The organism is Acinetobacter rudis, from assembly GCF_000829675.1.
Lineage (GTDB): Bacteria > Pseudomonadota > Gammaproteobacteria > Pseudomonadales > Moraxellaceae > Acinetobacter > Acinetobacter rudis.
Window position 1 is genome coordinate 1 of record NZ_BBRX01000020.1, and the last position, 24390, is coordinate 24390.

26 protein-coding genes are annotated in these 24390 nt (G+C 41.9%); 25 read left to right on the forward strand and 1 reads right to left on the reverse strand.

Annotation, left to right across the window (positions count from 1 at the left end):
• The coding region (locus Aru01_RS18320; protein ID WP_042111176.1) for a hypothetical protein at window positions 1-355 on the forward strand (355 nt) is incomplete at its 5' end.
• Window positions 356-447: 92 nt separating this feature from the next.
• Here Aru01_RS18320 and Aru01_RS04490 read toward each other — a convergent pair.
• The gene (locus Aru01_RS04490; protein ID WP_016657947.1) at window positions 448-1011 is read right to left on the reverse strand and encodes a DUF2939 domain-containing protein; all 564 of its coding nucleotides are present in this window, start codon (window positions 1009-1011) and stop codon (window positions 448-450) included.
• A gap of 411 nt (window positions 1012-1422) precedes the next feature.
• Between Aru01_RS04490 and Aru01_RS04495 the strand changes: the two genes are divergently transcribed.
• The 24 genes from Aru01_RS04495 (at window position 1423) to Aru01_RS04610 (ending at window position 24187) form a co-directional block, all read left to right on the forward strand.
• Window positions 1423-2064: a beta-ketoacyl synthase chain length factor gene (locus Aru01_RS04495; protein ID WP_016657946.1), complete on the forward strand. Its 642-nt coding sequence runs from the start codon at window positions 1423-1425 to the stop codon at window positions 2062-2064.
• Window positions 2058-2855: a lysophospholipid acyltransferase family protein gene (locus Aru01_RS04500; RefSeq protein WP_016657945.1), complete on the forward strand. Its 798-nt coding sequence runs from the start codon at window positions 2058-2060 to the stop codon at window positions 2853-2855. Before Aru01_RS04495 ends, Aru01_RS04500 begins: the two co-directional genes overlap by 7 nt.
• Entirely contained in the window at window positions 2855-3112 is a 258-nt protein-coding gene (locus tag Aru01_RS04505; RefSeq protein WP_016657944.1) for a phosphopantetheine-binding protein, read from the forward strand. Before Aru01_RS04500 ends, Aru01_RS04505 begins: the two co-directional genes overlap by 1 nt.
• 8 nt (window positions 3113-3120) lie before the next feature.
• Window positions 3121-3369, forward strand: coding sequence for an acyl carrier protein (locus tag Aru01_RS04510; RefSeq protein WP_016657943.1), 249 nt, complete (start codon window positions 3121-3123; stop codon window positions 3367-3369).
• Complete coding sequence (locus Aru01_RS04515; protein ID WP_016657942.1) at window positions 3366-3923, forward strand: COG4648 family protein; 558 nt, start codon at window positions 3366-3368, stop codon at window positions 3921-3923. Before Aru01_RS04510 ends, Aru01_RS04515 begins: the two co-directional genes overlap by 4 nt.
• Before the next feature lie 2 nt (window positions 3924-3925).
• Window positions 3926-5632, forward strand: a complete 1707-nt coding sequence (locus Aru01_RS04520; protein WP_016657941.1) for an ApeI family dehydratase — start codon at window positions 3926-3928, stop codon at window positions 5630-5632.
• On the forward strand, window positions 5625-6371 hold the full coding sequence (locus Aru01_RS04525) for a glycosyltransferase family 2 protein (protein ID WP_016657940.1): 747 nt from the start codon (window positions 5625-5627) through the stop codon (window positions 6369-6371). Before Aru01_RS04520 ends, Aru01_RS04525 begins: the two co-directional genes overlap by 8 nt.
• Complete coding sequence (locus Aru01_RS04530) at window positions 6364-7290, forward strand: lysophospholipid acyltransferase family protein (protein WP_016657939.1); 927 nt, start codon at window positions 6364-6366, stop codon at window positions 7288-7290. The genes Aru01_RS04525 and Aru01_RS04530 overlap by 8 nt, the downstream gene beginning before the upstream one ends.
• Window positions 7291-7293: 3 nt before the next feature.
• On the forward strand, window positions 7294-8832 hold the full coding sequence (locus tag Aru01_RS04535; RefSeq protein WP_016657938.1) for an HAL/PAL/TAL family ammonia-lyase: 1539 nt from the start codon (window positions 7294-7296) through the stop codon (window positions 8830-8832).
• A 12-nt stretch (window positions 8833-8844) separates the two neighbouring features.
• Entirely contained in the window at window positions 8845-9270 is a 426-nt protein-coding gene (locus Aru01_RS04540) for an acyl-CoA thioesterase (RefSeq protein WP_016657937.1), read from the forward strand.
• A gap of 105 nt (window positions 9271-9375) precedes the next feature.
• Window positions 9376-9963, forward strand: a complete 588-nt coding sequence (locus tag Aru01_RS04545) for a LolA family protein (protein ID WP_042111184.1) — start codon at window positions 9376-9378, stop codon at window positions 9961-9963.
• A complete protein-coding gene (locus tag Aru01_RS04550) occupies window positions 9938-12259 on the forward strand; it encodes an MMPL family transporter (protein ID WP_016657935.1) in 2322 nt (773 codons plus the stop codon). The genes Aru01_RS04545 and Aru01_RS04550 overlap by 26 nt, the downstream gene beginning before the upstream one ends.
• A gap of 20 nt (window positions 12260-12279) precedes the next feature.
• The gene (locus Aru01_RS04555; protein ID WP_016657934.1) at window positions 12280-13617 is read left to right on the forward strand and encodes an NAD(P)/FAD-dependent oxidoreductase; all 1338 of its coding nucleotides are present in this window, start codon (window positions 12280-12282) and stop codon (window positions 13615-13617) included.
• Window positions 13604-14143: a DUF3261 domain-containing protein gene (locus Aru01_RS04560; RefSeq protein WP_016657933.1), complete on the forward strand. Its 540-nt coding sequence runs from the start codon at window positions 13604-13606 to the stop codon at window positions 14141-14143. The genes Aru01_RS04555 and Aru01_RS04560 overlap by 14 nt, the downstream gene beginning before the upstream one ends.
• A gap of 6 nt (window positions 14144-14149) precedes the next feature.
• On the forward strand, window positions 14150-15352 hold the full coding sequence (locus Aru01_RS04565; protein ID WP_016657932.1) for a beta-ketoacyl-ACP synthase: 1203 nt from the start codon (window positions 14150-14152) through the stop codon (window positions 15350-15352).
• Entirely contained in the window at window positions 15337-15768 is a 432-nt protein-coding gene (locus Aru01_RS04570) for a hotdog family protein (protein ID WP_016657931.1), read from the forward strand. The genes Aru01_RS04565 and Aru01_RS04570 overlap by 16 nt, the downstream gene beginning before the upstream one ends.
• Window positions 15769-15783: 15 nt before the next feature.
• Window positions 15784-16509, forward strand: coding sequence for a 3-ketoacyl-ACP reductase FabG2 (locus Aru01_RS04575; protein ID WP_016657930.1), 726 nt, complete (start codon window positions 15784-15786; stop codon window positions 16507-16509).
• The gene (locus tag Aru01_RS04580) at window positions 16509-17729 is read left to right on the forward strand and encodes a beta-ketoacyl-ACP synthase (RefSeq protein WP_016657929.1); all 1221 of its coding nucleotides are present in this window, start codon (window positions 16509-16511) and stop codon (window positions 17727-17729) included. Before Aru01_RS04575 ends, Aru01_RS04580 begins: the two co-directional genes overlap by 1 nt.
• Before the next feature lie 33 nt (window positions 17730-17762).
• Window positions 17763-18197, forward strand: coding sequence for a hypothetical protein (locus Aru01_RS04585; RefSeq protein WP_016657928.1), 435 nt, complete (start codon window positions 17763-17765; stop codon window positions 18195-18197).
• 264 nt (window positions 18198-18461) lie between these two features.
• Window positions 18462-20129: an L-lactate permease gene (lldP, locus tag Aru01_RS04590; protein ID WP_171068180.1), complete on the forward strand. Its 1668-nt coding sequence runs from the start codon at window positions 18462-18464 to the stop codon at window positions 20127-20129.
• Window positions 20130-20164: 35 nt separating this feature from the next.
• Window positions 20165-20914, forward strand: a complete 750-nt coding sequence (gene lldR, locus Aru01_RS04595; protein WP_016657926.1) for a transcriptional regulator LldR — start codon at window positions 20165-20167, stop codon at window positions 20912-20914.
• Window positions 20911-22071 (forward strand): FMN-dependent L-lactate dehydrogenase LldD, encoded by a 1161-nt coding sequence (gene lldD / locus Aru01_RS04600; protein WP_016657925.1) that lies wholly within the window; start codon window positions 20911-20913, stop codon window positions 22069-22071. The genes lldR and lldD overlap by 4 nt, the downstream gene beginning before the upstream one ends.
• A 28-nt stretch (window positions 22072-22099) precedes the next feature.
• Window positions 22100-23821: a D-lactate dehydrogenase gene (dld, locus tag Aru01_RS04605; protein WP_016657924.1), complete on the forward strand. Its 1722-nt coding sequence runs from the start codon at window positions 22100-22102 to the stop codon at window positions 23819-23821.
• Between the two features lie 129 nt (window positions 23822-23950).
• Complete coding sequence (locus tag Aru01_RS04610) at window positions 23951-24187, forward strand: hypothetical protein (RefSeq protein WP_016657923.1); 237 nt, start codon at window positions 23951-23953, stop codon at window positions 24185-24187.
• Window positions 24188-24390 lie beyond the last annotated feature (203 nt).

The following is a 24390-nucleotide window of genomic DNA, read 5'->3' on the forward strand; positions in this document are numbered from 1 at the left end:
GATTTGGGATAAAGAGGCGATTAAAGATCAGTTATCGACTAATAGTGCAGCGATGAAGACTTCTGAAAATGTAGAAGATTCACTATTATCCGTACTGGATCGAGTAGAAGACCTAGTATTTGATCCAACTACGCAATCGTCTAACGAGCAAGATCAAATAGATTTAGCGACTCTATTATCTCATTCATCAATAGATACGAGTTTAATTGTGCTGGACTTGGGTGATGGCATGGAACAGTTTACAAACACTGGTGCTGATAAGCATACTCAGTCTTATACCAATGTTGAGATATTGATGAATACTCAGCCCAATATATACGATGATTTAATCACTCAAAATACTGCTCTGATTTAATTAAACTGATAAACAAGGGTTTTAATAAACAAAAATCCTTGTTTATCTTGATTAAAAAGCCCTAATTTTCTAATCAGGGCTTTTTAATTTCATCAATAGTGATCAATGGGAATAATCAATTGCTTAATCTGCCAGTTGAGGCCGTCACGTAGCATAATGACTTGTACACGCTGGTCATGGCGTTCGGTATTTTTTATATTGATGACAAAGCGGTTAAATGAACTGTAATACATTTTGTATTCAACTTTTTCTTTATCCTTTTCTACAGCATCGCTATGGCTTGTCGTTGTGGTTTGCAACGGCATGTGAGATGGGTTGAGGTTTTTACCCTGTAACATCAGGCCAACACCGCTTGGTGTGATGACAGCATCGAGTAGGGAGTCTGTCATGGATGAGGCGAGCATTGTGCCAAACTTAGCAAATTCATTGTCGCTTTCTTGCCGTAGTTCTTTAAGCATGTAAGCGTTGAGTTGTTCTTTAAGACTCTGGCGCACACTGGGATAATCAATATATTGATTTATGGTTTCAAGGTCATTTTGCTGGGCAGCGGTCTTCATGTTTTTGAGTGCTAAGTATGGAGAGGCATATAAGTAAGCCAATATTGCAATCAAAATGACGATGACGGTAAATATAGAGAATTTTGCTGTCTTGCTCATATCGTTCTCGGCTGGTTTAGGGTCGAATTCTAAAGTGGGACATTCAAAACTTAGAGGCCAGAAATTTCTTTCGTAGAATAAAAAGAGTAGCTATATCAAATTATATGTTGCGAATGATGATAGATTGAATTGGCTAAGAATTAAAAAAGTAATAAACATCAAGTTGATATTTTAACTATATTGATGACTAAAAAGTAATGGCTATTTATATAATGCCTTGGCTTTGTTAAGCGTAAATATACATATTTTCTGCTATAAGTTACATTGAGCTATAGAAAAAGCATAAGGTAAATTAAGGAAAAATTAAAAAACTTCCGATACAATCACTCGCCAAATAATTGAACTTAATTTCGTTGTTTGTTACAATAAGTTACATATTGTTGCCATATAATCCTTTAAGAATCAACAGGTATGATCAAGCTCCATATTGCTCAATTGTCTAAGTGTTGTTCAACAGACCGTTTGGATCAGTTGGAGCAAATTCCAGCGATGCAACGAAGACGTCTGTCTTCAATTGCGAAACTCGCCTTAAATAATGCGCTGCAATGTAAAGCCGATTGGGCTGTAGATTATATCGTGTGGACTTCACAATATGGCGATGAGCAAAAAACATTAAAAATTTTAGCTGATATTTTACAAGATCAAGGTTGTTCACCTACGCTGTTTGCAACTTCTGTGCATAATGCTGTTTCTGGTCTTTATTCAATTTTGTGTGCTGATGCGACGACTGCGACAAGCTTAGCTGCATCGTGGTCTGAAGCATTGTTAGAGGCATATAGCTATTTAAAAACACATACCACAGCAAAAAGAGTTTTGGTGCTTTATTATGATGAAGCATTACCTGAAATTTATGCCGAGTATCAGGCATTTGATGGTTTTTCTTTAGCTGCTATTGTCAGCTTGGTTGCAGAACAAAATACAGATCAAACAGGGCTCGTGCTTGATCCATCTCAGATAGATTCAACAATAACTTATCATCATGAAGCACAACATTTTTATGACTTTTGGTGTGATGCTGCAAATAAGCAACAAGGTGCATGGCAAAAATGCTGAAAAGAAAAAAATTGGCGAAGCAGTTAAATTATGCTTGGCGAGTCGCTGCAACAGGTTTAAGTTTTGCCAGTTTTGGTGTTGGCGGTGTAGTCATTGGTGCTGTAGTCGCACCTTTAGTTAAACTAACAACTCAGGATCGAGAGCTGCAGCAACATCGTGCACAACAGGTCATTCGCTATAGCTTCGATGGCTTTACTCAAATGATGATTAAACTCGGTATCATGAGTCTTGAGGTTGAGGGGTTTGAAAAGCTAGCCCATAGTAAAGGCGAGTTAGTGATTGCCAATCATCCAACATTGATTGATGTCGTGATGTTAATTGGTCTGATGTCACGTGCAAACTGTGTGGTTAAACAATCGCTTTGGTCTAATCCTTTCACCAAAGGTCCAGTACAAAGTGCAGGTTATATTTTAAATGCGGGTTCTGAACAGTTTATCCAAGATTGTGTGGATAGATTGCAGCAAGCAGATGCGGCCTCTTTGCTTATTTTTCCAGAAGGTACTCGGACGGAAAAAGGTGAGCAACTCAATAATTTTCAACGTGGTGCAGCCAATATAGCGTTGAGAGCAGGTGTGCCGATTCGTCCAGTATTTATTCGTTGTACCCCATCGACACTGACGAAAAATGAGAAATGGTACCATATACCAAAACAACCATTTCATATCAAAATTACCGTGATGGATGCTGTACAAATCACGGATCTTTTAAACGATGTAACAATTGGGCCGAAGCAAGTACGCCAGTTAAATCATCAACTTCAACAAATTTTTAACCGTGAGTTTAGTGGATAATGAGCAGTCTCGCTGATGAACTAAAACAAATGATAATTGATGTTCTCGCACTTGAGGATATTACTATTGATGATATTGAAACTGAGGCAGCACTTTTTGGTGACGGTTTAGGGCTAGATTCTATTGATGCGTTAGAGTTGGGGTTAGCACTTAAAAAACGCTATAACATTCATCTAAATGCAGAATCAGATGAAACCAAACAGCATTTTCAGTCAGTGCGTAGTTTGGTAGCACTCGTTGAAGCGCAACAGGTATAGAGGTTATTATGCTTACACAAGAACAAGTATTACAGCATCTACGTGACTGGATGGAAGAGTTGTTTGAAATCGAACCAGATGATATTCAACTTGATTCAAATCTATATACTGATCTCGATGTGGACAGTATTGATGCGATTGATTTGGTGGTTAAGATTAAGGCATTAACAGGTAAGCAAGTTAAACCTGAAGACTTTAAAAATGTAAGAACAGTCGAAGATGTGGTCAAAGTTATTCAAGCCATGTCGGAACAATGAAAAAACTTTTACACGCTGTCGTCGTTGTTTTATTGATTGCGTACCCATTCCTTGTGGGGTGGGGTCTAGCGCAAGGTCATTTTTTCTGGGTCAGTATGATACTGATCGGATTAGGGGTTATCCGTTTACTGAGTAAGAAACAACAATTACTTTGGCCCCTAACATTGTTTGCAATTTTATGCGGTAGCTTGAGCCTCTTCTTAAACAGCGGCATATGGTTAAAATTGTATCCAGTCATGATGAGTATTGGTGGTTTAGTTATTTTTGCGTCCACCTTATTTAGACCACCATCAATGATTGAGCGTTTTGCACGATTGATTGAGCCAGACTTACCTGAGACAGGTGTGCGCTGGACTCGAAAAGTGACTAAAGTCTGGTGTTATTTCTTTGCACTAAACGGTTTAATTTCTTTAACTACCGTTTATCTAACAAGTACTCAGGTTTGGGTTTGGTATAACGGTTTTCTATCTTATGTCCTTATGGGGCTACTGTTGCTGGGTGAATATATATTACGTAAGCGACAAATGCGCATAGATCAGCAGAGTAAAACATAAAAATGGTGCAGCATCATTTTCAACAGCATATCTTGTCATCTGCCACTTTGTGTATGTCTGCACAAGAAAATGCAGTGAGTTTTCAATATTTTTGGCAAGATGTTCTGCAGCAGCGGCAGCTTATTGCACAGCATAAAGAACGAACATGGGCACTTTGGGAAGCCAATAGCTATGATTTCTTAGTGTTGTTATTTGCAGGGTTATTGGCAAAAAAAGAGCTATTATTGCCTCCAAATCGGGTAAGAGCATTAGAGTTAGAGCTCGAACAACAACAGATTTATTTTTTACAACGGCAACCTAGTTCAATAAATACCCCACGAGCTGATTTAAATACGTTACAGCTAGATGATGATTTTTTAGCGCAGGCACAGCTTTATTTTTACACCTCAGGTTCTACAGGCCAGCCGAAAAAAATTCCCCGTACACTGCAACAGTTATTATTTGAAGTACAAGGGCTTGCCCAAGCATTTCCAATGCTGAGCAATCGTATTGCGATCTCTACAGTCAGTCATCAGCATATTTATGGTTTACTTTTTAAGTTGCTTTGGCCTCTCGCGGCAGGGCACAGTTTTTACCTAGAGCAATTGGCCTTTCCTGAGGATGTCGTAGAAGTCCAAAAGCAGCTATCTGTTAGCCATCCAATTGAATTTTATGTTATTTCAAGTCCAGCTTTATTAAAGCGTTGGAGCTCTGATGTCATCTTAAATGACGCTACGATGCTATTTAGTTCAGGTGGTCGTTTAGATGAAGGCGTTCGAGCTGTGGTAAACCATACGATTACTGAAATCTTTGGCAGCTCAGAGACTGGTGGTATTGCATATCGGCAAGAGGATCATGCACTTTGGCGTCCTTTTGCTGATGTGCAAGTGCGTAGTGAGGCCGATGGTGCTTTGGCGGTCAAAACACAACATGCCTATCAACAAGACTGGATTTTGACAGGTGATCAAGTGTTATTACAGCAAATTGATCAATCACAAAGCCCTTTTCAGTTAATGGGGCGTTTAGATCGTATTGTTAAACTTGAAGAAAAGCGTCTAAGCCTAGATCAGATTGAACATGAGATTGGACAACTAGAGGCAGTCACGCAAAGCCATGTCTTGCTAATACAACATGGTCATCGACAAATTTTGGCCTGTGTTGCTGTTCTTAGTGCTCAAGCCAAAGCTGAATTGCAGCAGCTTGGTAAAGCAAGTTTTGTAAAACAATTAAAAACCAGTTTGGGTGATCACCTCGAAGGTATTGCAATTCCAAGGCAGTGGCGTTTTTTAAGTCAACTTCCAATGAATAGCCAAGCAAAACTCGATAAAAAACTGATGCAGTCGCTATTTTCACCGATGCAAATTCCTGTCGTGCTACAACAGCAACGTGATGCACAGACTGCGAGCTACCAGTTAGAATTTATTGCTGAATTAAAATGCTTTGCTGGACACTTTCCTAACAATCCGATTTATCCTGGTGTAGGGCAAATTGCGTTCATACATGTATTGGCACAGCAGACGTGGGCTGACTTAAATTACTGTAGTGCAATGGAGCAAATGAAATTCCAGCAATTGATTCGCCCCTATACTGTGGCAAAACTCGAATTAAGCCGTAAAAATGACAAAATTAGTTTTAGGTTAACCAGTGATACTGAGGTATTGGCGACAGGTCGTTTAGCTTTTGTTATTGCACAGCCTGACCAAGATCAAGAGGGGGTGATGCATGTCTAATTGTTTTGTGATTCCTGTATATAATCACCCCAATTATCTTGCACCTTTGATTGAACATTTACATCAATTTGATTTACCTATTATCGTGGTCAACGATGGAAGTGATGTCGAGTGTACCCAAGTCCTCACGGACTTGGCAGAGCAATATGAGCGAGTTGAGCTGTTAAGTCATGCGGTAAACTTGGGCAAAGGCCAAGCAGTAATGACGGGCTTGTTACATGCACACCATTTGGGGATGCACCATGCCTTACAAATTGATGCCGACGGTCAGCATTGTTGGGCTGATATTCCGACTTTTTGGCAACAATCAGCAGCTAATCCCAAGGCCATGATTATTGGCAAACCTATTTTTGATGAAAGTGTTCCTAAAAAGCGCCTTTATGGTCGTTATATCACACATGTTTGGGTATGGATTAATAGTCTATCTTTTGAGATTCAGGACAGCATGTGTGGGTTTCGAGTTTATCCACTGGCCAGCACAATATCTATAATTCAAACTGCAGATTTACAGCCACGGATGGGTTTTGATAGTGAGATTTTGGTGCGTTTGAAATGGAATAAAGTTCCCTTCATAAATGTACCCACTCATGTGGTCTATCCTGAGCAAGGCATATCACATTTTCAAATGTGGCGTGACAATTTGGGTCTGAGCCAAACACATGCCAAGTTATTTGCTGGAATGTTGGTGCGATTGCCAAAGTTGTTGTGGCATAAGACTCAAGGCGATCGGCATGACTAGTTCATCCTCACCACGTTGGAGTCAGCTCAAAGAACGTGGGGGCTTATTGCCACTCAATTTGATGTTGCTATTTTATCGTTTGGGTGGGCGCAAACTCTGTCAGCTTATATTGTATGTTGTGATCTTCTGGTATTGGATTTTTGCCAGTAGCGCTCGACAAGCTTCACAGCTATACCTACAAAAGTTACATCGCTTTGCTGGAGAACATTCTCCTTTTGAAAAACAACCAAATTGGAAAAATAGCTTTCAGCATTTATTGCAATTCGGTCTATGTATACTCGATAAAATTGAAGGTTGGCTCGGACGTATTTCTGAACAACAATTAGAGTTACATGGACATGAGCAATTACGTGCCCAATATCAAAAAGGCGCGGTTATCTTGGTCTCGCACTTTGGAAATATTGAATTGTTACGTGCATTAAAATCAGAACATGTGCAAAAGATTAATGTATTGGTCTACCAAAAACACGCTGCAAAATTTAATCAGTTTCTTAAACAGCTCAATAGTCATGCTGATATTAGCTTACTCCCTGTAGATGAGCTTGGTATAGAGACTGCAATCTATTTACAAGAAAAACTCGATCAAGGTGAGTGGATTATTATCGCTGCCGATCGAATCCCTGTTCAGTCTGGACGTGTACAAGCAATCCCATTTTTAGGATGTGATGCCAACTGGCCCCAAGGTGCTTGGATTTTGGCAAGCTTATTGAAAGTGCCAGTATTGGCGATTTTTAGTTATCAGTTTGATCGTGCTTTGCATGTTTATGTTCATCAGCTTGCAGAACAATTAAGTTTTCCTCGCCAAACACGGTGTGAGGCAATGCAAAACATCATGCGTCGTTATGTTGAACTACTTGAACAACACTGTATACGCGCACCTTATCAATGGTTCAATTTTTATAATTTTTGGAATAAATAACACATGCAGGCTTTAATTATTGGCGAACAACCGCTTTGTATCGAAGATGTTCTTGCCGTTGCCACGCAGCAACGTCAGGTACAACTGAGCAGTACACCCGCATGGCGTGAACTGATTCAACGTGGTGCTGATTTCTTAGACCAGTTATTAAAAGAAGATGGTGTTATCTATGGGGTAACCACGGGTTATGGTGACTCATGTTTGGTTGCTGTCCCTGCACATCAAGTTGATGAGTTACCACTACAATTATCTCGTTTTCATGGCTGCGGCATGGGAGAAAATTTTGACCTTGTGACGGCTCGAGCCATTGTGGTTACACGCTTGTGTTCTTTGGCACGAGGATATTCAGGTGTGTCGATGGCATTACTTGAGCGTTTAGTTTGGATGCTCAATGAAAATATTATTCCTGTGATTCCTGCGGAAGGTTCAGTGGGGGCCAGTGGTGATTTGACACCATTGTCTTATATTGCCGGGGCTTTGGTCGGTGAGCGTGATGTCTATGTCGATGGACAAGTCAAAGCGATGGCAGACGTGTATCAAGCCAAGCAGATGCAGCCTTTACGTTTACGCCCTAAAGAAGGCTTAGCTTTGATGAACGGTACGGCAGTGATGACCGCCATAGCGTGCTTGAATTATAAACGAGCTGAACAAATCAGTCTGGCCAGTACTTATATTACCGCCTTGAATGTACTATCGCTTGAAGGTAACCCGAGTCATTTTGATGAAGTACTATTTGCGCAGAAACCTCACCCAGGACAACAAGGCATTGCAACCGAACTGCGCTATTTACTTGATCGTCCAATGCAAACTGAACAGCAAAGTCCACGCCTACAAGACCGTTATTCTTTACGCTGTGCGCCGCATGTCATTGGGGTATTTGCCGATTCACAAGTTTGGTTACGTCAGTTTATTGAAAATGAGCTGAATTCAAGTAATGACAATCCCCTGATTGATCCTGTAAATCTGCGTGTATTGCATGGTGGACACTTTTATGGTGGGCATATTGCACAGGCAATGGATAGTCTGAAAATCATGATAGCCAATATTGCTGATCTGATGGATCGTCAATTGGCACAGTTGGTTGATCATAAGATGAATCATGGTTTACCACGCAATTTAACGGGAGCTAGTCGTGAGCGTTTGCCTCTCAATCATGGTTTTAAAGCTGTACAAATTGCAGTATCGGCGTGGACTGCTGAAGCATTGAAACAGACCCTATCTGCTTCAATTTTCTCTAGATCAACTGAATGTCATAACCAAGATAAAGTCAGTATGGGCACCATTGCAGCACGTGATGCCACACGAGTGTTGCAACTTACAGAACAAGTGATGGCTGCACTATGCTGTGCGAGTGTGCAAGCCATTAAACTCAAAGCAATGCAGCAGCACTTAACTCCAGCACTACAACAGTTTATGCGCTGGAATGAACAAGATTTTGAAATGTTAATTGAAGACCGTCCATTGCAAGTGACCTTGCAGGCGATAACACAACGGTTTGAAAACTTTGAATTTGGCAGGGTATTCACCCCTAGAGAGCAATAGGAGAGTCGGCGGATGTATGCAGATGTAATTATTGATGTGCCATTTCATGATGTAGACAGTATGTTTGTGGTATGGCATGGGCATTATTTAAAATATTTTGAAATTGCGCGTTGTAAGTTATTGGAGCAGTTTGAGTATAACTACAATGAAATGCGCGAGTCGGGTTATGCTTGGCCAATTATTGAAAGCTATGTGCGCTATGCACATGGCATTGTTTTTGATCAGCAAATCCGTGTAAGAGCCACCCTTAAAGAGTGGGAAAATAGATTAAAAATTGAGTATCAGGTTTTTGATGTGAAAAGTGGCAAACGACTGACCAAAGGTTTTAGTTGTCAGGTTGCCGTATGTATTGAGACACGAGAAATGTGTTTTCAGTCACCGCAGGTTTTTCTAGAGCGTTTATATGCATGGCCTGCTTTTCAAACAAAACAAAAGTGAAAATAGATGAATATAATGACATTACTTCAACCAGTATCAGGTCGATTTTATCGTTTACGGTTGCAAGGTATTTGGACTGTTTTGGTGAGTATATTGTTTTGGGTGATGTTGAGTTGTAGTCCAACAGCTCAAGCCAATAACTCACAAGTCACTCAAATTTTTAATCAATTGGCTGTGACGCCATTGGTTCGTGCCAAGTTTGATCAGCAAAAAAAGATCGCTTCAGTCAATAAAGTTTTTAACTCAACGGGTAACATCGTCTTTTCCAAGTCCCAAGGGGTATTGTGGCAAATTCGCAATCCCGTACAGGCAGATCTGGTGGTGACAGCCACGAAGTTGATTCAAAAGACTCAGCGTACACAAAGCGAAGTGAATGTGGCGCAGTCACCGTATGGCTCTGTTTCGACCATGTTTTTACAGTTGATGGCGGGTGATCAAGCTGCATTAAATCAACATTTTAATATTGTTTCTGCGCAATATACTCAAGCACAGTGGAACATTGTGCTGACGCCAAAAAGTAATCTGTTTAAGAAGCTCTTTGTGCGTGTTGAGGCACAAGGTCAACGCTATGTAGAGCGGATCATCATCACTGAACAAGCTAACAATATGACCACGATTCGTTTTAGCCAACATAGTTCTCAACCACAAACATTATCGGCAAGTGAAAATGCGCTTTTCCAATTGGCCAAATAAGCTTACTGCGCTATGGCTAGCAGTCTTATCTTTGGTTGGCATCGTATTGCTGAGTATGTGGTTCAGTAAATCGATTCATATACAGACCAATATTTTTGCCTTGCTGCCAGAATTGAGCCAAGACCAACAGCTAGAGCAGACACAACATTATGTGAGTGAGCAACTCAACAATAAAGTATTTGTTTTGCTTGATGCCAAAGATGAAACACAGCTCAATCAGGCAACAGTCCAATTTAAACAGCAAGTGCAAAAAAGCCAGCTCTGGCAGCCTTTACAGGCGCAAGTTGATACAGCTGCGATAGGCAAGGTGTTGTTTGAACACCGAGCAGGGTTATTGCGTGCTGATGATGTACAGGCTTTAACAAACCAAGACTATGCAGCATTAACTGAGCAGGGCTTATTACAAATTATGAGTCCTGGTTTACCAATTACAGCAGATTTCTTACGCCAAGACCCACTGTTGTTATTTCCTCGTTATGTGCTGAATTTATCACAGCAACAGCATAGTGCGGTTGAAATGCAGGAGGGGTTTGCCACGGTTCATGATGAGCGTGGTTGGTCACGGCTATTTGTTCTTGAGCTAAAACAAAGTCCCTACAATATCGACTATCAAGAACAAAGCAGTGATTGGATGCAAACCGTTGAGCAGAAGCTGGCTGCTTTGGATGTGAAGTTGCATTGGACTGGAACTTTAAGGTTTGCAAGCTATGGTACGCACTCTGCGCAACAGGAAATTTCCACGATTGGTTTAGGATCAAGCCTTGGAATACTGCTCTTAGTGTGGTTTGGTTTTCGTTCATTGCGTCCAATGCTGACGGAGTTTATCGCCGTTACGACAGGTTCTTTAGTGGCCTTTACCGTTACGCATTTGGTCTTTGGCGAAATTCATTTGGTCACATTGGTTTTTGGTGCCAGTTTGATTGGTGTATGTGTCGATTTCTCCTATTACTTTATGGCTATTCAATCGCAGCATCGGGGACATAATGGTTTTCTGATTTTAAAACCGTTATTACCTAGTTTATTTATGGGATTGCTTACGACCTTAGTGGCCTACGTGTTTTTAAGTATTAGTCCATTTCCTGGTTTTAAACAAATTGCGGTTTTTTCAATGGTCGGATTGGTTTCGGCTTGGATCACCAGTATTTTATTACTACCCCGATTGCCTGCTTTAAATGCTGCACTAGCGATTAGAACACTACGTTTTATTGGTCATGCACGTGAGTATTTTCAAACGCATAAATCTTTAAGATGGGGCAGTATTGCCACAATTTTAGTCTTAGGGGTGACCAGTTTATTTTGGTTAAAACCCAATGATCAGATCCAGAATTTACAGAGTATGGATCAACAGTTAAAACAAGAAGACCAATATATTCGTGAACGTTTTTCACAGCAGCAAAGTAGTGACTATTTTGTAGTGCGGGGGGAGACAACAGCTGAACTTGAGCAGCATGAACAGCAGTTGATTGCGCAGTTAAATCAGCTTAAAACGCAAGCGAAGCTACAAGGTTTTCAGGCATTGGGGCAGTGGATTCCAAGTGCTGTGGAACAACGCCAACATATTTCGTTGTTACAGAATATTCCTAAAGATGTGCTACGCGAGTATGCAGCCAGTATGCAATTGGATGCTCATGACGTTTTGGCTTGGCAAGCACAATTGGCAACTCAACCGATCTTAACTTTAGATCAAATGAAACAACATCCTCTGGCTTTTTTACAACGTACACCCACCGAACGTTTAGTGATGTTGCAGGGCATTGAACAGCTTGATGCGCTAAAAGCGTTAAACAGTCCGAATGTCCAATTACTACAACCTGTGCAAAGTCTTTCAGATTTATTTAAACAACATCGTATACAGGCACAGTGGTTACTTGTCGCCGCGATGATCACTTTGGCCTTAGGACTCGGCTGGGTATATGGCCGTGCTGCGATTTTACCTTTGGTTCTCCCTGTGACGTTGGCCTTGATCAGTACTTTTGCTGTGCAGGCTTGGTTAGGGGTAGAAATCAATTTGTTTAGTCTTATGGGCACTTTTTTAATCATTGGCATTGGGGTGGATTATGCAATTTTCTATCGACATGGACATGATCATGCTCAAGTCGTAGGAATGGCGTTATTTTTATGCATGATGTCGACCTTCTTTGGTTTTGGTTTATTGGCTTTTAGTCAGACCTATGCGATTCATTGTTTTGGTTTAACGGTTTTACTTGGGGTGGTTTTCGCTTTTATATACGCAACATTATTTACATCATCTGATGCAAAACATGTTGTGATGAAGAAGATTCAGTCAGAGCACTGAACTTGAGGTAATGATTAAAAATGCAAAATACAGATGTTGTGATTATTGGTGCAGGTCCTTCTGGTAGCTCTGCTGCGGCATTGTTACGTCAGAAGGGTTACCAAGTGACGGTGCTTGAGAGACAGTATTTTCCGCGCTTTTCGATTGGTGAATCTTTACTGCCACAGTCTATGGTTTTTCTTGAAGAGGCGGGGCTATTAGAGTGTGTGCGTGAGCATGTAGAACAATATGCTTTTCAATTTAAAGATGGTGCTGCATTTTTACGAGGCCAGCAGCGGAGTTTTTACGACTTTACCCAGAAAAGTGCTGAAGGGCCTGGGACGACATGGCAGGTGCGCCGTGCTCAGTTTGACCATTTGTTGGCACAACAGGCAGAGCACTATGGCACTGAGATTCGTTATGGGCATACAGTTACAGCAGTTGATGTCACGCTTAAACAACCTATTTTGACTGTGCAGGATGAACAACAAAATAGCTATCAGATTCAGGCTAAATTTTTACTTGATGCAAGTGGTTTTGGTCGTGTTTTACCTAAGTTATTAGACTTAGAGCGCCCGTCAGATTTCCCTGTACGCCGTGCTATTTTTAGTCATGTTGAAGATGGGATAACTCACCATCAAGCCAGTCATCCTGAATTTGATCGCAATAAAATTTTAATTACTGTACATGAAAAAGATCATCGTGCATGGTATTGGTTGATCCCTTTTGCAGATGGTCGCGCCTCTTTTGGCGTTGTTGCTGAACAAGATTTTTTTGATCAATATGCGCTAAAAGACCCTGATGGTCAGTCTAAAGACACTTATGAAGCAGATCAGTTAGCAGCCTTATTTCAACGGATTTTAGCCGATGATCCAAGTTTGTCAGCCTTGATGGCCAATGCCAAGTTTGATACACCAATGCGTACTTTGGTCGGTTATTCCGCTGATGTTAAACATTTGGCCCAAGACAATTATGCATTACTGGGCAATGCGGGTGAGTTTCTCGATCCAGTTTTTTCCTCTGGTGTGACCATTGCCTTGAAGTCATCTAGTCTTGCAGTACCTTTGGTTGACCAAGTATTACAAGGTCATGCTGTAGATTGGCAGCAGCAATATGAAATACCACTGCGTAAGGGCATTGAAGTGTTTAGAGCTTATGTTGAGGCTTGGTATTCGGGTGAGTTCCAAGATGTGGTATTTTCGAGTCAACAAAACGCTCAGATTCGACGCATGATCGCCTCGCTATTGGCAGGTTATGCATGGGATGAAACCAACCCCATGCATAAAAATGCGAAAAAACGATTAGCGACTTTGGCTGAGCTTTGTCGTGAAGGGGTAAATCAGGGACCAAGTATCGAGATGGTGTATGAAGGGACTTAATGGTGTTACTTTACTGCTGATCAGTGTATTTGCGCTGAGTGGCTGTCAAAGCTTATTACCGAAGGCGCAAGGTTTAGCCACGACAGCGTGGCAAGCTCGGGAGTATCAACGACAAGATCAGGTTGAGGTGCAGTGGAAAACACAAAGTTTTAGTTTTTTACTGTATCAAGAACAAATCGGTGAGCAACTGCAAATGTTGGCCTTAAGTCTAACTGGACAGCCGTTGTTTAAGCTGTACTTTGATGGAAAACAGGTCAAAGTTGAACAACGTATTGAACAAATGCGATTACTACCTTTTGATTTTTTGGTTCGTGATATTTTGTTTGCTACAGATCCACAATTTGCTCAGTTACCACATGAGCAGGTACAGGTACTTATGACTGAAACGGGACAAGACGTTTATATACAGCAAAAACCTGTATTGAAAATCAGTCAAGAGACGGATCATATTCGTTTAGATAATGTTCAAGTTCCTTATCACATGACGATCAGTGCACTGGAAAATACATTGGAAGCAGCAGAGTAAAATATCATGATCAAAAATATCTGTGCGCCGGCAGTAGGCATACAGTTTCATGCTGGCTTATCAGCAGTTGGGGAAACGCCACAGCAGCTGCAACAGCATTTGAGTTCATCGGCAAGTTGCTTGAGTTCGGTGACCGGTTATATTTCAGGTCAACAGCATTGGGTTGGTGCTTATACTCAAGCGCTATGTACACATGTACCCGCAGATTTACACGATTATGATTCACGTAATTTACGCTTCGCCTTAACAGCATTACAGCAAATAGAGCAACCACTACGGACTTATGTGGCACAGTTTGATTCACGACGTTTAGCCGTGATTATTGGTACTTCAACTTCAGGTATTGCTGATAATGAGCCGTTGATCCAACAGCACTTTGAACAGCAGTCAGCTCAAGTTTCACATCAAAAACAGGAAATGGGCTGTTTGGCCAAAGCTTTAAAACAGTACTTGGGTTGGCAAGGTATAGCTTATAGTGTCTCTACAGCATGTGCTTCGAGTGCTAAGGCGATGGCAGCAGGGCAACGCTTACTCAATGCAGGTCTTGCAGATGCGGTGTTGGTTGGTGGTGTCGATAGTTTATGTCGCCTTACCTTGAATGGTTTTTCAAGTTTAGAGAGTTTGTCTGCTGCTATTTGTCAGCCCTGCGGTATCGCTCGTGATGGTATTAATATTGGCGAAGCCGCAGGTCTATTTCTACTTAGTAAAGAATCTGCAGCGGTGATGCTATTGGCTGCGGGTGAATCAATGGATGCTTGGCATATTTCAGCACCACATCCTGAAGGCGTGGGGGCTGCTCAAGCGATGCAAGCTGCATTGGACATGGCGGGTTTATCAGCGGATCAAATAGGTTATCTGAACTTACATGGCACGGCGACACGTCAAAATGATGCAATGGAAGCTAAAGCGGTAGCTCATGTTTTCCAAGACTATCCTGTTCCGCTGAGTTCGACTAAACATCAAACTGGGCATTGTCTTGGGGCAGCAGGCGCCATTGAGGCACACATCTGTGTGCAGCTATTAAAAGATCAAACTTGGTTGCCAATGCATATGGATACACAGATTGATCCAGAACTTGCGGGGCTCAATTATGTACGACACGCACAGCTTGAACAAACAGTGACTTATGCAATGAGCAATTCTTTTGCCTTTGGTGGTAGTAATATTAGTTTAATTTTTGGAACTCAAGTGCCATGTTCAATGCCATAGATTTTATCCCGCATGCTGAGCCTATGGTATTTGTTGACCATATTGTTGAAGTGGGCGAGCAATATATTATTACAGAGCTCTGTATTAGACCTGAGCTGATGTTTTGTGATGAGACAGGCTTACCTTCATGGACCAGTATAGAAATCATGGCACAAAGTATTAGTGCCTTTGCGGGTTACAAAGGGCACTTACACGGTCGAGCGCCACAAATTGGATTTTTATTGGGGACCCGTAAGTTACATTTACCTGTGTCTCATTTTGCTTTGGGCCAGCGATTACGTATTCGAGCTGAACAGAACTATTTACATGATGGCCTCGCTCAATTTGATTGTGAAATTGATTATGCTGGACAAAAAATTACAGCAACATTAAATGTATTTGAACCTACATCAGCTCAGCCAGATGTAGCGCAATAACAACAAGGAATAGATGTGAACAAAAGAGTTTTAGTTACGGGGTCGAGCCGAGGTATAGGTAAGGCGATTGCCTTGCAATTGGCAGCGGCAGGTTTTGATGTCACGGTGCATGCCCGTTCTCGTCAGGCGGATGCACTAGAGGTGGTCAGTCAGATTCAGGCCATGGGCCAAGAGAGTCATGCCTTGTTATTTGATGTGACTGAGCGACAAACTGTACAGCAATGTTTAGAGCAAGATATCGAGCAATATGGGGCTTACTATGCTGTAGTGCTCAATGCTGGGCTCAGTCATGATGGAGCCTTTCCTGCTTTGACAGATCAAGATTGGGATGAAGTGATTTCAACTTCGTTGGATGGTTTTTACAATGTATTAAAACCACTGGTTATGCCAATGATTCGGCTTAAACAAGGCGGGCGGATTGTGACTTTATCTTCAGTCTCTGGAATCATGGGTAATCGGGGGCAGGTCAACTACAGTGCCGCAAAAGCAGGGCTGATTGGTGCAACCAAGGCATTAGCACTTGAATTAGCCAAACGTAAAATTACCGTGAACTGTGTTGCACCAGGTCTGATTGAAACAGAAATGGTCTCTGAAGAAGTCAAAGAACATGCATTAAAAATGATTCCTTTACAACGCATGGGCCAAGCAGATGAAGTTGCTAAAGTTGTGCGGTTTTTGTGTAGTGACGATGCCAGTTACATCACTCGTCAAGTGATCTCAGTCAATGGAGGCTTGATCTAATGAAGCGTGTTGTCGTAACAGGAATGGCAGGTATTACCTCACTCGGTGAAGATGCTGAACAAATTTTTGCTGCCATGTTGGCAGGTAAAAATGGCATTCGCTATATGCCCGAATGGGAAATTTACACCGATCTACGCTGTAAAATTGCAGGCCCAGTGACTCAGTTTAATATTCCCAAACACTTCAATCGTAAAGTGACACGAGGGATGGGCCGTGTGGCCTTGATGTCGGTGATTTGTGCGGAAAATGCGTTGATTGATGCAGGTTTACAAGGACACGACCTGTTAACAAGTGGCGAGGCTGGTGTAGCTTTTGGTGCTTCGGCAGGTAGTGTTGATGCAGTGCGAGAATTTGGTAGCATGTTGATCGAGCAAGACATGAGTAAGCTCAACGCCACCACTTATATTCGTATGATGGCACATACCAGTGCTGTCAATATGAGTGTCTACTTTGGTTTAAAAGGTTTAACGCTGCCAACCTCAAGTGCTTGTACCTCTGGTTCTATGGCGATTGGCCAAGCTTATGAAGCAATCAAGTATGGTAAACAAACCTTAATGTTTGCAGGGGGAGCTGATGAGCTCAGTGCAGCAGGAGCAGCAGTCTTTGATGTGCTACTGGCGACCAGTGGTATGAATCAACAGCCTGAACGTGCTCCTCGACCATTTGATGCTGCTCGTGATGGTTTGGTGGTCGGTGAAGGTGCAGGCTGTCTGATTTTAGAAGAATATGAACACGCGCAAGCTCGTGGAGCCAAAATCTATGCTGAGATCATTGGTTATGGGAGCAATACTGATGGTCAACATGTGACACGACCTGATACCCAGATGATGGGGCGTTGCATGGCTTTGGCTCTGAAAGATGCCAACATCACAGCAGATCAAATTGGTTATGTTAGTGCACATGGCACATCAACAGACCAAGGTGATGTTGCTGAAACACTGGCGACTGCAAAAATTTTAGGCAGAAAACCGATTAGTTCATTGAAGAGCTATTTTGGTCATACGCTTGGAGCATGTGGTGCGATTGAAGCATGGCTAAGTATAGAAATGATGCAGCGTAATGCATTTATGCCAACACTTAATTTAGATCACATTGATCCTGAATGTGGTGATTTAGATTATATCGTTGAAAAAGCAAGAAATATGGATGTAGATACCATGATCTCTAACAATTTTGCTTTTGGTGGAATTAACACTTCATTAATTTTTAGACGTATTTAAACGTAGTTGATTTTTATATCGGGGAGACAATTGATGTCAATGAAGAAAATAACACTCGCTTTAGCGCTAGGTTTGGGCACAATGCTTTCTGCGCATGCTGCAGATAAAGCCTATGATTATGATTTTAAGAGTGCTGTAGATCGTGCTGTTGCAGACGGTTTTTTAGATGGTTCTGTGAAGTTTTATTTAGCAGGTACACACACTGGTGGAAAACTTTTAAAACCTGGCGTAGTGACCAATAAAAAAACCAATGGTTTTGCTAAGTCGGCTGAAGGTTCGTGCGATCACGTTTTACGCTCTAACTTGATACAGTTACAAGAAAGTGCGAAAGCCCAAGGTGCAAATGCTGTCACCAATATTGTCAGTTACTTTAAGGCCAATGAAAGTAAAAGTACCACCACGTACCAATGCTTCAAAGGTACAGCCATTACCAGCGTGGCTTTAAAAGGCGATTTAGTGAAATTTTAAATGAGCTCTAGCGCTTTATCTTAACTCAGTTATATCACCGAGTTCAGTTGATCTGGACTCGGTTTTTTCTTATATAGAGAAAAACACTTCTTAAAACTGGTCATACCAATATTAAAAATAAATGCAATTCATTCTTGATAAATAGGGTTTATATAAATAATATGATTGAAAAATGCGGGTTAATTTTGTTTTAAGTAAAATTGGTATTACCAATGTTTGTGGTTATTGCATTTAACCTGTCACTGCTTTTAGCATTTCAAGGAGATGAAAATGCTGCAACAATGGCAACAAATTTATGACCCGATGGACAATATTTGGTTTTCGAGTCTGATCTCACTTATTCCAATCGTATTTTTCTTTTTGGCTTTAGCCGTCTTTCGTATGAAAGGCAGTGTGGCAGGAAGTATTACGGTTCTCTTGGCTTTATTGGTGGCATTATTTGCCTATGGCATGCCAACCAGTATGGCCTTTTCATCACTGGCTTATGGTTTCTTTTATGGACTATGGCCAATTGCTTGGATTATTTTAGGCGCATTATTTCTTTATAAAGTTTCGGTTAAAACCGGTCAATTTGAAATTATTCGCGCATCAATTTTATCGCTTACGCATGACCAACGCTTACAAATGTTATTGGTGGGCTTTGCTTTTGGTACTTTCTTAGAAGGTGCTGCAGGTTTTGGTGCACCAGTAGCCATTACTGCTGCACTCTTGGTGGGGCTGGGCTTTAAACCGCTTTATGCAGCAGGTCTATGTTTGATCGCCAATACCGCGCCCGTTGCTTTTGGTGCGATGGGAATTCCGATTATCGTTGCAGGGCAGGTGTCTGGTGTCGATACGATGGAAATCAGCCAGATGGTTGGGCGTCAGCTACCCTTTATGGTGCCAATCGTACTGTTCTGGATCATGGCGATTATGGATGGCTGGCGTGGTGTAAAAGAAACTTGGCCAGCTGTGGTTGTAGCTGGTGGTTCATTTGCGATTGCACAGTATTTAACATCGAACTTTTTAGGCCCAGAATTACCTGATATTACTGCTGCGATTGCTTCGATTATTTGTTTAAGTATTTTATTGAAATTTTGGCAGCCTAAACATATTTTCCGTTTTGATCAAACAGAAGCTGCTGTGAATGCAGAAGCTGAAACAAGTAATAAAAAATATACGATTGCTCAGATCGCTAAAGCATGGTCTCCATTCGCTATTTTAACGGTAATGGTGACCATTTGGAGTATTAAACCTTTTAAGGATCTCTTTGCTAAAGGCGGTGCATTACAAGATTGGGTCATCTCAATTGAAGTGCCATTTTTACATCAAATGATTCAAAAAATGCCACCTGTGGTCAACCAAATTAAAGACTACGATGCGATTTATAAGTTTGATTGGTTCTCTGCAACAGGTACTGCGATTATTTTGGCTGCAGTGATCACGATTATTTATTTAAAAATGCAGCCCCGCGAAGCAGTTAAGACATTTGTTGAAACAGCTAAAGAGCTACGCGTACCAGTGTATTCGATTGGGATGGTGTTATCTTTTGCCTTTATTGCCAATTACTCAGGTATGTCAGCAACCTTGGCTTTAGCTTTGGCACATAGTGGCGATGCCTTTACATTTTTCTCACCATTTTTAGGCTGGCTCGGCGTATTCCTGACAGGTTCAGATACCTCTGCCAATGCTTTGTTCTCTGCTTTACAGGCAACTACAGCACAGCAGATCGGTGTGCCTGAAGTGCTTTTGGTTGCAGCCAATACCAGTGGTGGTGTCACTGGAAAAATGATTTCACCACAGTCCATTGCCATTGCCTGTGCAGCGGTTGGCCTAGTCGGTAAAGAGTCAGATTTGTTCCGATTTACTGTAAAGCATAGCCTGATCTTTACTGTGATGATTGGCATCATCGTTACGCTACAAGCCTATGTACTTCCGTGGATGATCCCTTAAAATCAAGAAGCTACTGATATTGAGATAGAAAGATCATGAAAGTTTCTGAAAAAGTGTTGCATAACCTGCGTGAGTTAATTGAGAACCAACAATTACAAGTAGGTGATCGATTACCTGCGGAGCGCAAACTGTGTGAAACCCTTGGGGTATCACGTGCGAGTTTGCGTGAAGCCATGCAACATTTGATCAGTCAGGGAATTTTGACGGCAAGGGTTGGGGCAGGGAGCTATTTGCAAAAACTGCCTACACATTGGTCTGAGCAAGGCATTGTGCAACCGATTAGCCTGTTACTTGAAGCTGATCCTAACTATCGCTTTGATGTACAAGAGGCTCGCGGCACTTTAGAAGGCGGTACAGCATGGTATGCGGCACAACGTGCCACACCTGAAGATTTACGCAAAATACGTGCATGTTATGCGCGTATTGCATCGAGTCAAAGCCAAGGCAATGATGCCGAGGCGGCGCGTGCTGATGCCGCTTTTCATTTGGCGATTGCAGAAGCTTCACACAACGTGGTGCTGATTCAAATGATGCGCAGCCTTTTTGATTTGTTGCAGCACAATGTTGCGTTAGCTCGACGTAAGATCTATAGCGAGGCTAAACATTTTGGTCAGTTACAAGACCAGCACTGGGTGGTGATGCAGGCGATTGAACGTGGTGATCCTGAGGCCGCACGTCAGGCGGTATGTGGGCATATCGAATTTATTATTCAACAAGTACGCAACATCGATGAAGCCGTTGCACGTCAGCAACGCGCCAGTCGTTTAACGAGGATAGACGAATGATTATCTCATCTGCATTAGATTACCGCGAGGCAGCTCGTCGTCGCTTGCCTCCATTTTTATTTCATTATATCGATGGCGGCGCTTATGCCGAACAAACTCTAAAACGCAATGTTGAAGATCTGGCACAAATTGCACTGAGACAACGTGTGTTAAATGATATGTCGAGCCTAGATTTAAGCACGCAATTATTTGACGAACAACTTTCAATGCCTGTTGCTTTATCCCCTGTAGGTTTAACAGGGATGTATGCACGCCGTGGTGAGGTTCAAGCTGCGGTTGCAGCAGAGCAAAAAGGTATTCCATTTACCCTTTCAACCGTTTCAGTGTGCTCAATCGAAGAAGTCACCGCTGCAATCACTCGACCAATGTGGTTCCAGCTCTATGTACTACGTGATCGTGGTTTTATGCGTAATGCTTTGGAGCGTGCTAAAGCTGCGGGCTGTTCAACCTTGGTCTTTACTGTAGATATGCCTGTACCTGGAGCACGTTATCGCGATGCTCATTCGGGTATGAGTGGTCCAAATGCCGCAATGCGTCGTTATATGCAATCGGTGATGCACCCACATTGGGCATGGAACGTCGGTTTACTGGGTCGCCCGCATGATTTAGGTAATATTTCAAAGTACTTAGGCAAAGAAATTGGTTTAGAAGACTATATCGGTTGGTTAGGAAATAACTTTGATCCATCGATTTCATGGAAAGATCTTGAGTGGATTCGTGACGCTTGGGATGGCCCAATGGTGATTAAAGGCATACTTGATCCACAAGATGCCAAAGATGCTGTTGCTTTTGGTGCGGATGGTATTGTGGTATCGAACCACGGTGGTCGTCAGTTGGATGGTGTTTTGTCTACTGCGCGCGCTTTACCACCGATTGCTGATGCAGTGAAAGGTGACTTAAAAATCTTAGTCGATTCTGGGATTCGTAGTGGTTTAGATGTAGTGCGTATGTTGGCAATGGGCGCTGATGTTTGTATGTTGGGGCGTGCTTTTGTTTATGCCTTGGCAGGTGCAGGCGGTGCAGGTGTGAGCAATCTACTTGAACTGATTGATAAAGAAATGCGTGTTGCGATGACATTAACTGGCGCAAATACCATTGCTGATATCAATTCTGATTGTTTAGTGAAATTAGAGCGCAGTTTAATCACTGGAGCTTAAGGTACGCGTCAAACAAGGAGTCAATTCGATGTCGGCAGTATTTAATCCAACACAGACCTTAGCACAGTTGCAAGAGATCGTCGGTTCACGTCATGTCTTAACCAAAGATCAGGACACTCGTCTGTATCGACAAGGACGACGCTTTGGTGAAGGTAAAGTCTTTGCTGTAGTGAGTCCCGGAAGTTTATGGGAGCAATGGCAGGTTTTACAAGTCGCTATTGCAGCGGACTGTATTGTATTGATGCAAGCTGCGAATACTGGATTGACAGGTGGTTCTACACCTTTTGGCGATGATTATGATCGTCCAATTATCTTGATGAGCACCCGACGATTACAGGTCATTCATGTGATTAATGAGGGTGAGCAGGTGCTGTGCTTGGCGGGGGCAACTCTAGACGCCTTGGAGAAACAACTCGCACCTTATAATCGTGAGCCACATTCGGTGATTGGCTCATCCTGTATTGGTGCTTCGGTTCTTGGTGGAGTATGTAATAACTCAGGTGGGGCATTGGTTCGCCGTGGTCCTGCTTATACCGAGCTTGCTTTATATGCCCAAGTAGATGAGCAAGGACAGCTGCAGTTAGTGAATCACTTGGGGATCGAGTTGGGAGAGTGCCCTGAAGATATTCTCAATAATTTAGAGCATAAAAATTTCACACCCAACCAAATTATCAATGATGCTTCACGTCATGCCTCAGACCAACGTTATGCTCATGATGTTACTCAAGTCGATGCAGATACACCGGCACGTTTTAATGCTGATCCGAGTCGTTTATTTGAAGCCTCAGGTTCAGCTGGTAAAGTCTGTGTCTTTGCCGTGCGTTTAGATAGTTTTGAAAAACTAGCCAGCCAAGTGTTTTATATTGGTAGTAACCAACAAGATGATTTAACAGCTATTCGCCGTTTTTTATTGACAGAGTTAGCCCGTTTGCCAATCGCGGGTGAATACGTTCATCGCACCGCTTATGATATCGGCGCTGAATACGGCAAAGACACTTTTTTATTTATTGAAAAGTTTGGCACAGCCAAAGTGCCAGCAGCATTTGCCTTTAAAGATAAAGTTGATGGTGTGCTAAGTAAATGGGGTATGGCAGGACTTAGTGACAAGGTCTTACAGATGGTCAGTAAATTAATGCCCATGCATTTACCGAAACGAATGAATCAATTTCGTGATCGTTATGAACACCATTTAATTTTAAGAGTTGAAGATCAAGATGCGGCTCAGGTTGAAGCATTTTTATCAGATTATTTTAAGCCTGAGACAACGACCATTTCACAGTCAAGACAACTTGGCGATTATTTCCACTGTACAGCTGAAGAAGGGCGGAAAGCCTTTTTGCATCGTTTTGCCATAGCGGGTGCGGCTATTCGTTACCGCGATACGCATAAAAGTGAAGTTGAAGATATTGTGGCCTTGGATATCGCTTTAGCACGTAATGATCGTGACTGGTTAGAAAGTCTGCCAGCAGAACTTGAAGAAGCAATAATTCATAAACTGTATTATGGTCACTTTTTATGCCATGTTTTCCATCAGGACTATATCGTGAAAAAGGGTGTAGACCCAATGGCGATGGAACATGCGATGTGGAAACTTCTGGATCAGCGTGGAGCAGAATATCCAGCAGAGCATAATGTTGGACATTTATATTTAGCCAAACCTGCTTTGAAACAACATTATCAAAAACTTGACCCATGTAATTGTTTTAATGTGGGTATTGGCCAAACCTCCAAACTCAAACATTGGAGATAGATTCAACTTTTAGCCTTCTGCTGAACCAGTAGATGGCTTTATGTTGGTATATTTTAAATTCTACGCTGAACAGTGGAATGTCAAACTGACTTATGACAAGATGATTCAGATTCTCTTTTTAGTCAAAATATGAAAAAAATATTATTGCTTTTGATACCTTTTGGCCTAGTCAGTTGTGCAACTTTAGATCTGGGTGGTTCATGTAATTTTAAAGAAGTACCTGCAAAATACCGCAGGGATCAGGGCAAATTGGTCATTGATCTTGAAACACGAAAACCCATCGTCAATCCGCGTTATCAACAATACTTAAAATGCTATCCTGACCATGAGAAAAAACCTCAAGTGACTTTATCAAATTTTAGGTAAAACCGATGCTTTGAGTGGTCAGCGTGAAACTAAACCCAATGGTGGATATATCGCAAGTCACTTTGCCACAGTCGATCATAGTCGTAGGATTAGACAAGAGATCTTTTTTGATCAAGGTATTCAACCATTTGTTAAAGATTTTTTGCAGATATAAATAAAAATCAAGGTCAGTTTGAGAAAAAGACCATCGATGGAATCGAGTA

Bases quoted from the DNA above. Each gene is read 5' to 3' on its own strand.
- Aru01_RS04490 (WP_016657947.1), bottom strand. From the start codon at position 1,011: ATGAGCAAGACAGCAAAATTCTCTATATTTACCGTCATCGTCATTTTG.
- Aru01_RS04495 (WP_016657946.1), top strand. From the start codon at position 1,423: ATGATCAAGCTCCATATTGCTCAATTGTCTAAGTGTTGTTCAACAGAC.
- Aru01_RS04500 (WP_016657945.1), top strand. From the start codon at position 2,058: ATGCTGAAAAGAAAAAAATTGGCGAAGCAGTTAAATTATGCTTGGCGA.
- Aru01_RS04505 (WP_016657944.1), top strand. From the start codon at position 2,855: ATGAGCAGTCTCGCTGATGAACTAAAACAAATGATAATTGATGTTCTC.
- Aru01_RS04510 (WP_016657943.1), top strand. From the start codon at position 3,121: ATGCTTACACAAGAACAAGTATTACAGCATCTACGTGACTGGATGGAA.
- Aru01_RS04515 (WP_016657942.1), top strand. From the start codon at position 3,366: ATGAAAAAACTTTTACACGCTGTCGTCGTTGTTTTATTGATTGCGTAC.
- Aru01_RS04520 (WP_016657941.1), top strand. From the start codon at position 3,926: ATGGTGCAGCATCATTTTCAACAGCATATCTTGTCATCTGCCACTTTG.
- Aru01_RS04525 (WP_016657940.1), top strand. From the start codon at position 5,625: ATGTCTAATTGTTTTGTGATTCCTGTATATAATCACCCCAATTATCTT.
- Aru01_RS04530 (WP_016657939.1), top strand. From the start codon at position 6,364: ATGACTAGTTCATCCTCACCACGTTGGAGTCAGCTCAAAGAACGTGGG.
- Aru01_RS04535 (WP_016657938.1), top strand. From the start codon at position 7,294: ATGCAGGCTTTAATTATTGGCGAACAACCGCTTTGTATCGAAGATGTT.
- Aru01_RS04540 (WP_016657937.1), top strand. From the start codon at position 8,845: ATGTATGCAGATGTAATTATTGATGTGCCATTTCATGATGTAGACAGT.
- Aru01_RS04545 (WP_042111184.1), top strand. From the start codon at position 9,376: ATGTTGAGTTGTAGTCCAACAGCTCAAGCCAATAACTCACAAGTCACT.
- Aru01_RS04550 (WP_016657935.1), top strand. From the start codon at position 9,938: ATGCGCTTTTCCAATTGGCCAAATAAGCTTACTGCGCTATGGCTAGCA.
- Aru01_RS04555 (WP_016657934.1), top strand. From the start codon at position 12,280: ATGCAAAATACAGATGTTGTGATTATTGGTGCAGGTCCTTCTGGTAGC.
- Aru01_RS04560 (WP_016657933.1), top strand. From the start codon at position 13,604: ATGAAGGGACTTAATGGTGTTACTTTACTGCTGATCAGTGTATTTGCG.
- Aru01_RS04565 (WP_016657932.1), top strand. From the start codon at position 14,150: ATGATCAAAAATATCTGTGCGCCGGCAGTAGGCATACAGTTTCATGCT.
- Aru01_RS04570 (WP_016657931.1), top strand. From the start codon at position 15,337: ATGTTCAATGCCATAGATTTTATCCCGCATGCTGAGCCTATGGTATTT.
- Aru01_RS04580 (WP_016657929.1), top strand. From the start codon at position 16,509: ATGAAGCGTGTTGTCGTAACAGGAATGGCAGGTATTACCTCACTCGGT.
- Aru01_RS04585 (WP_016657928.1), top strand. From the start codon at position 17,763: ATGTCAATGAAGAAAATAACACTCGCTTTAGCGCTAGGTTTGGGCACA.
- lldP (WP_171068180.1), top strand. From the start codon at position 18,462: ATGAAAATGCTGCAACAATGGCAACAAATTTATGACCCGATGGACAAT.
- lldR (WP_016657926.1), top strand. From the start codon at position 20,165: ATGAAAGTTTCTGAAAAAGTGTTGCATAACCTGCGTGAGTTAATTGAG.
- lldD (WP_016657925.1), top strand. From the start codon at position 20,911: ATGATTATCTCATCTGCATTAGATTACCGCGAGGCAGCTCGTCGTCGC.
- dld (WP_016657924.1), top strand. From the start codon at position 22,100: ATGTCGGCAGTATTTAATCCAACACAGACCTTAGCACAGTTGCAAGAG.
- Aru01_RS04610 (WP_016657923.1), top strand. From the start codon at position 23,951: ATGAAAAAAATATTATTGCTTTTGATACCTTTTGGCCTAGTCAGTTGT.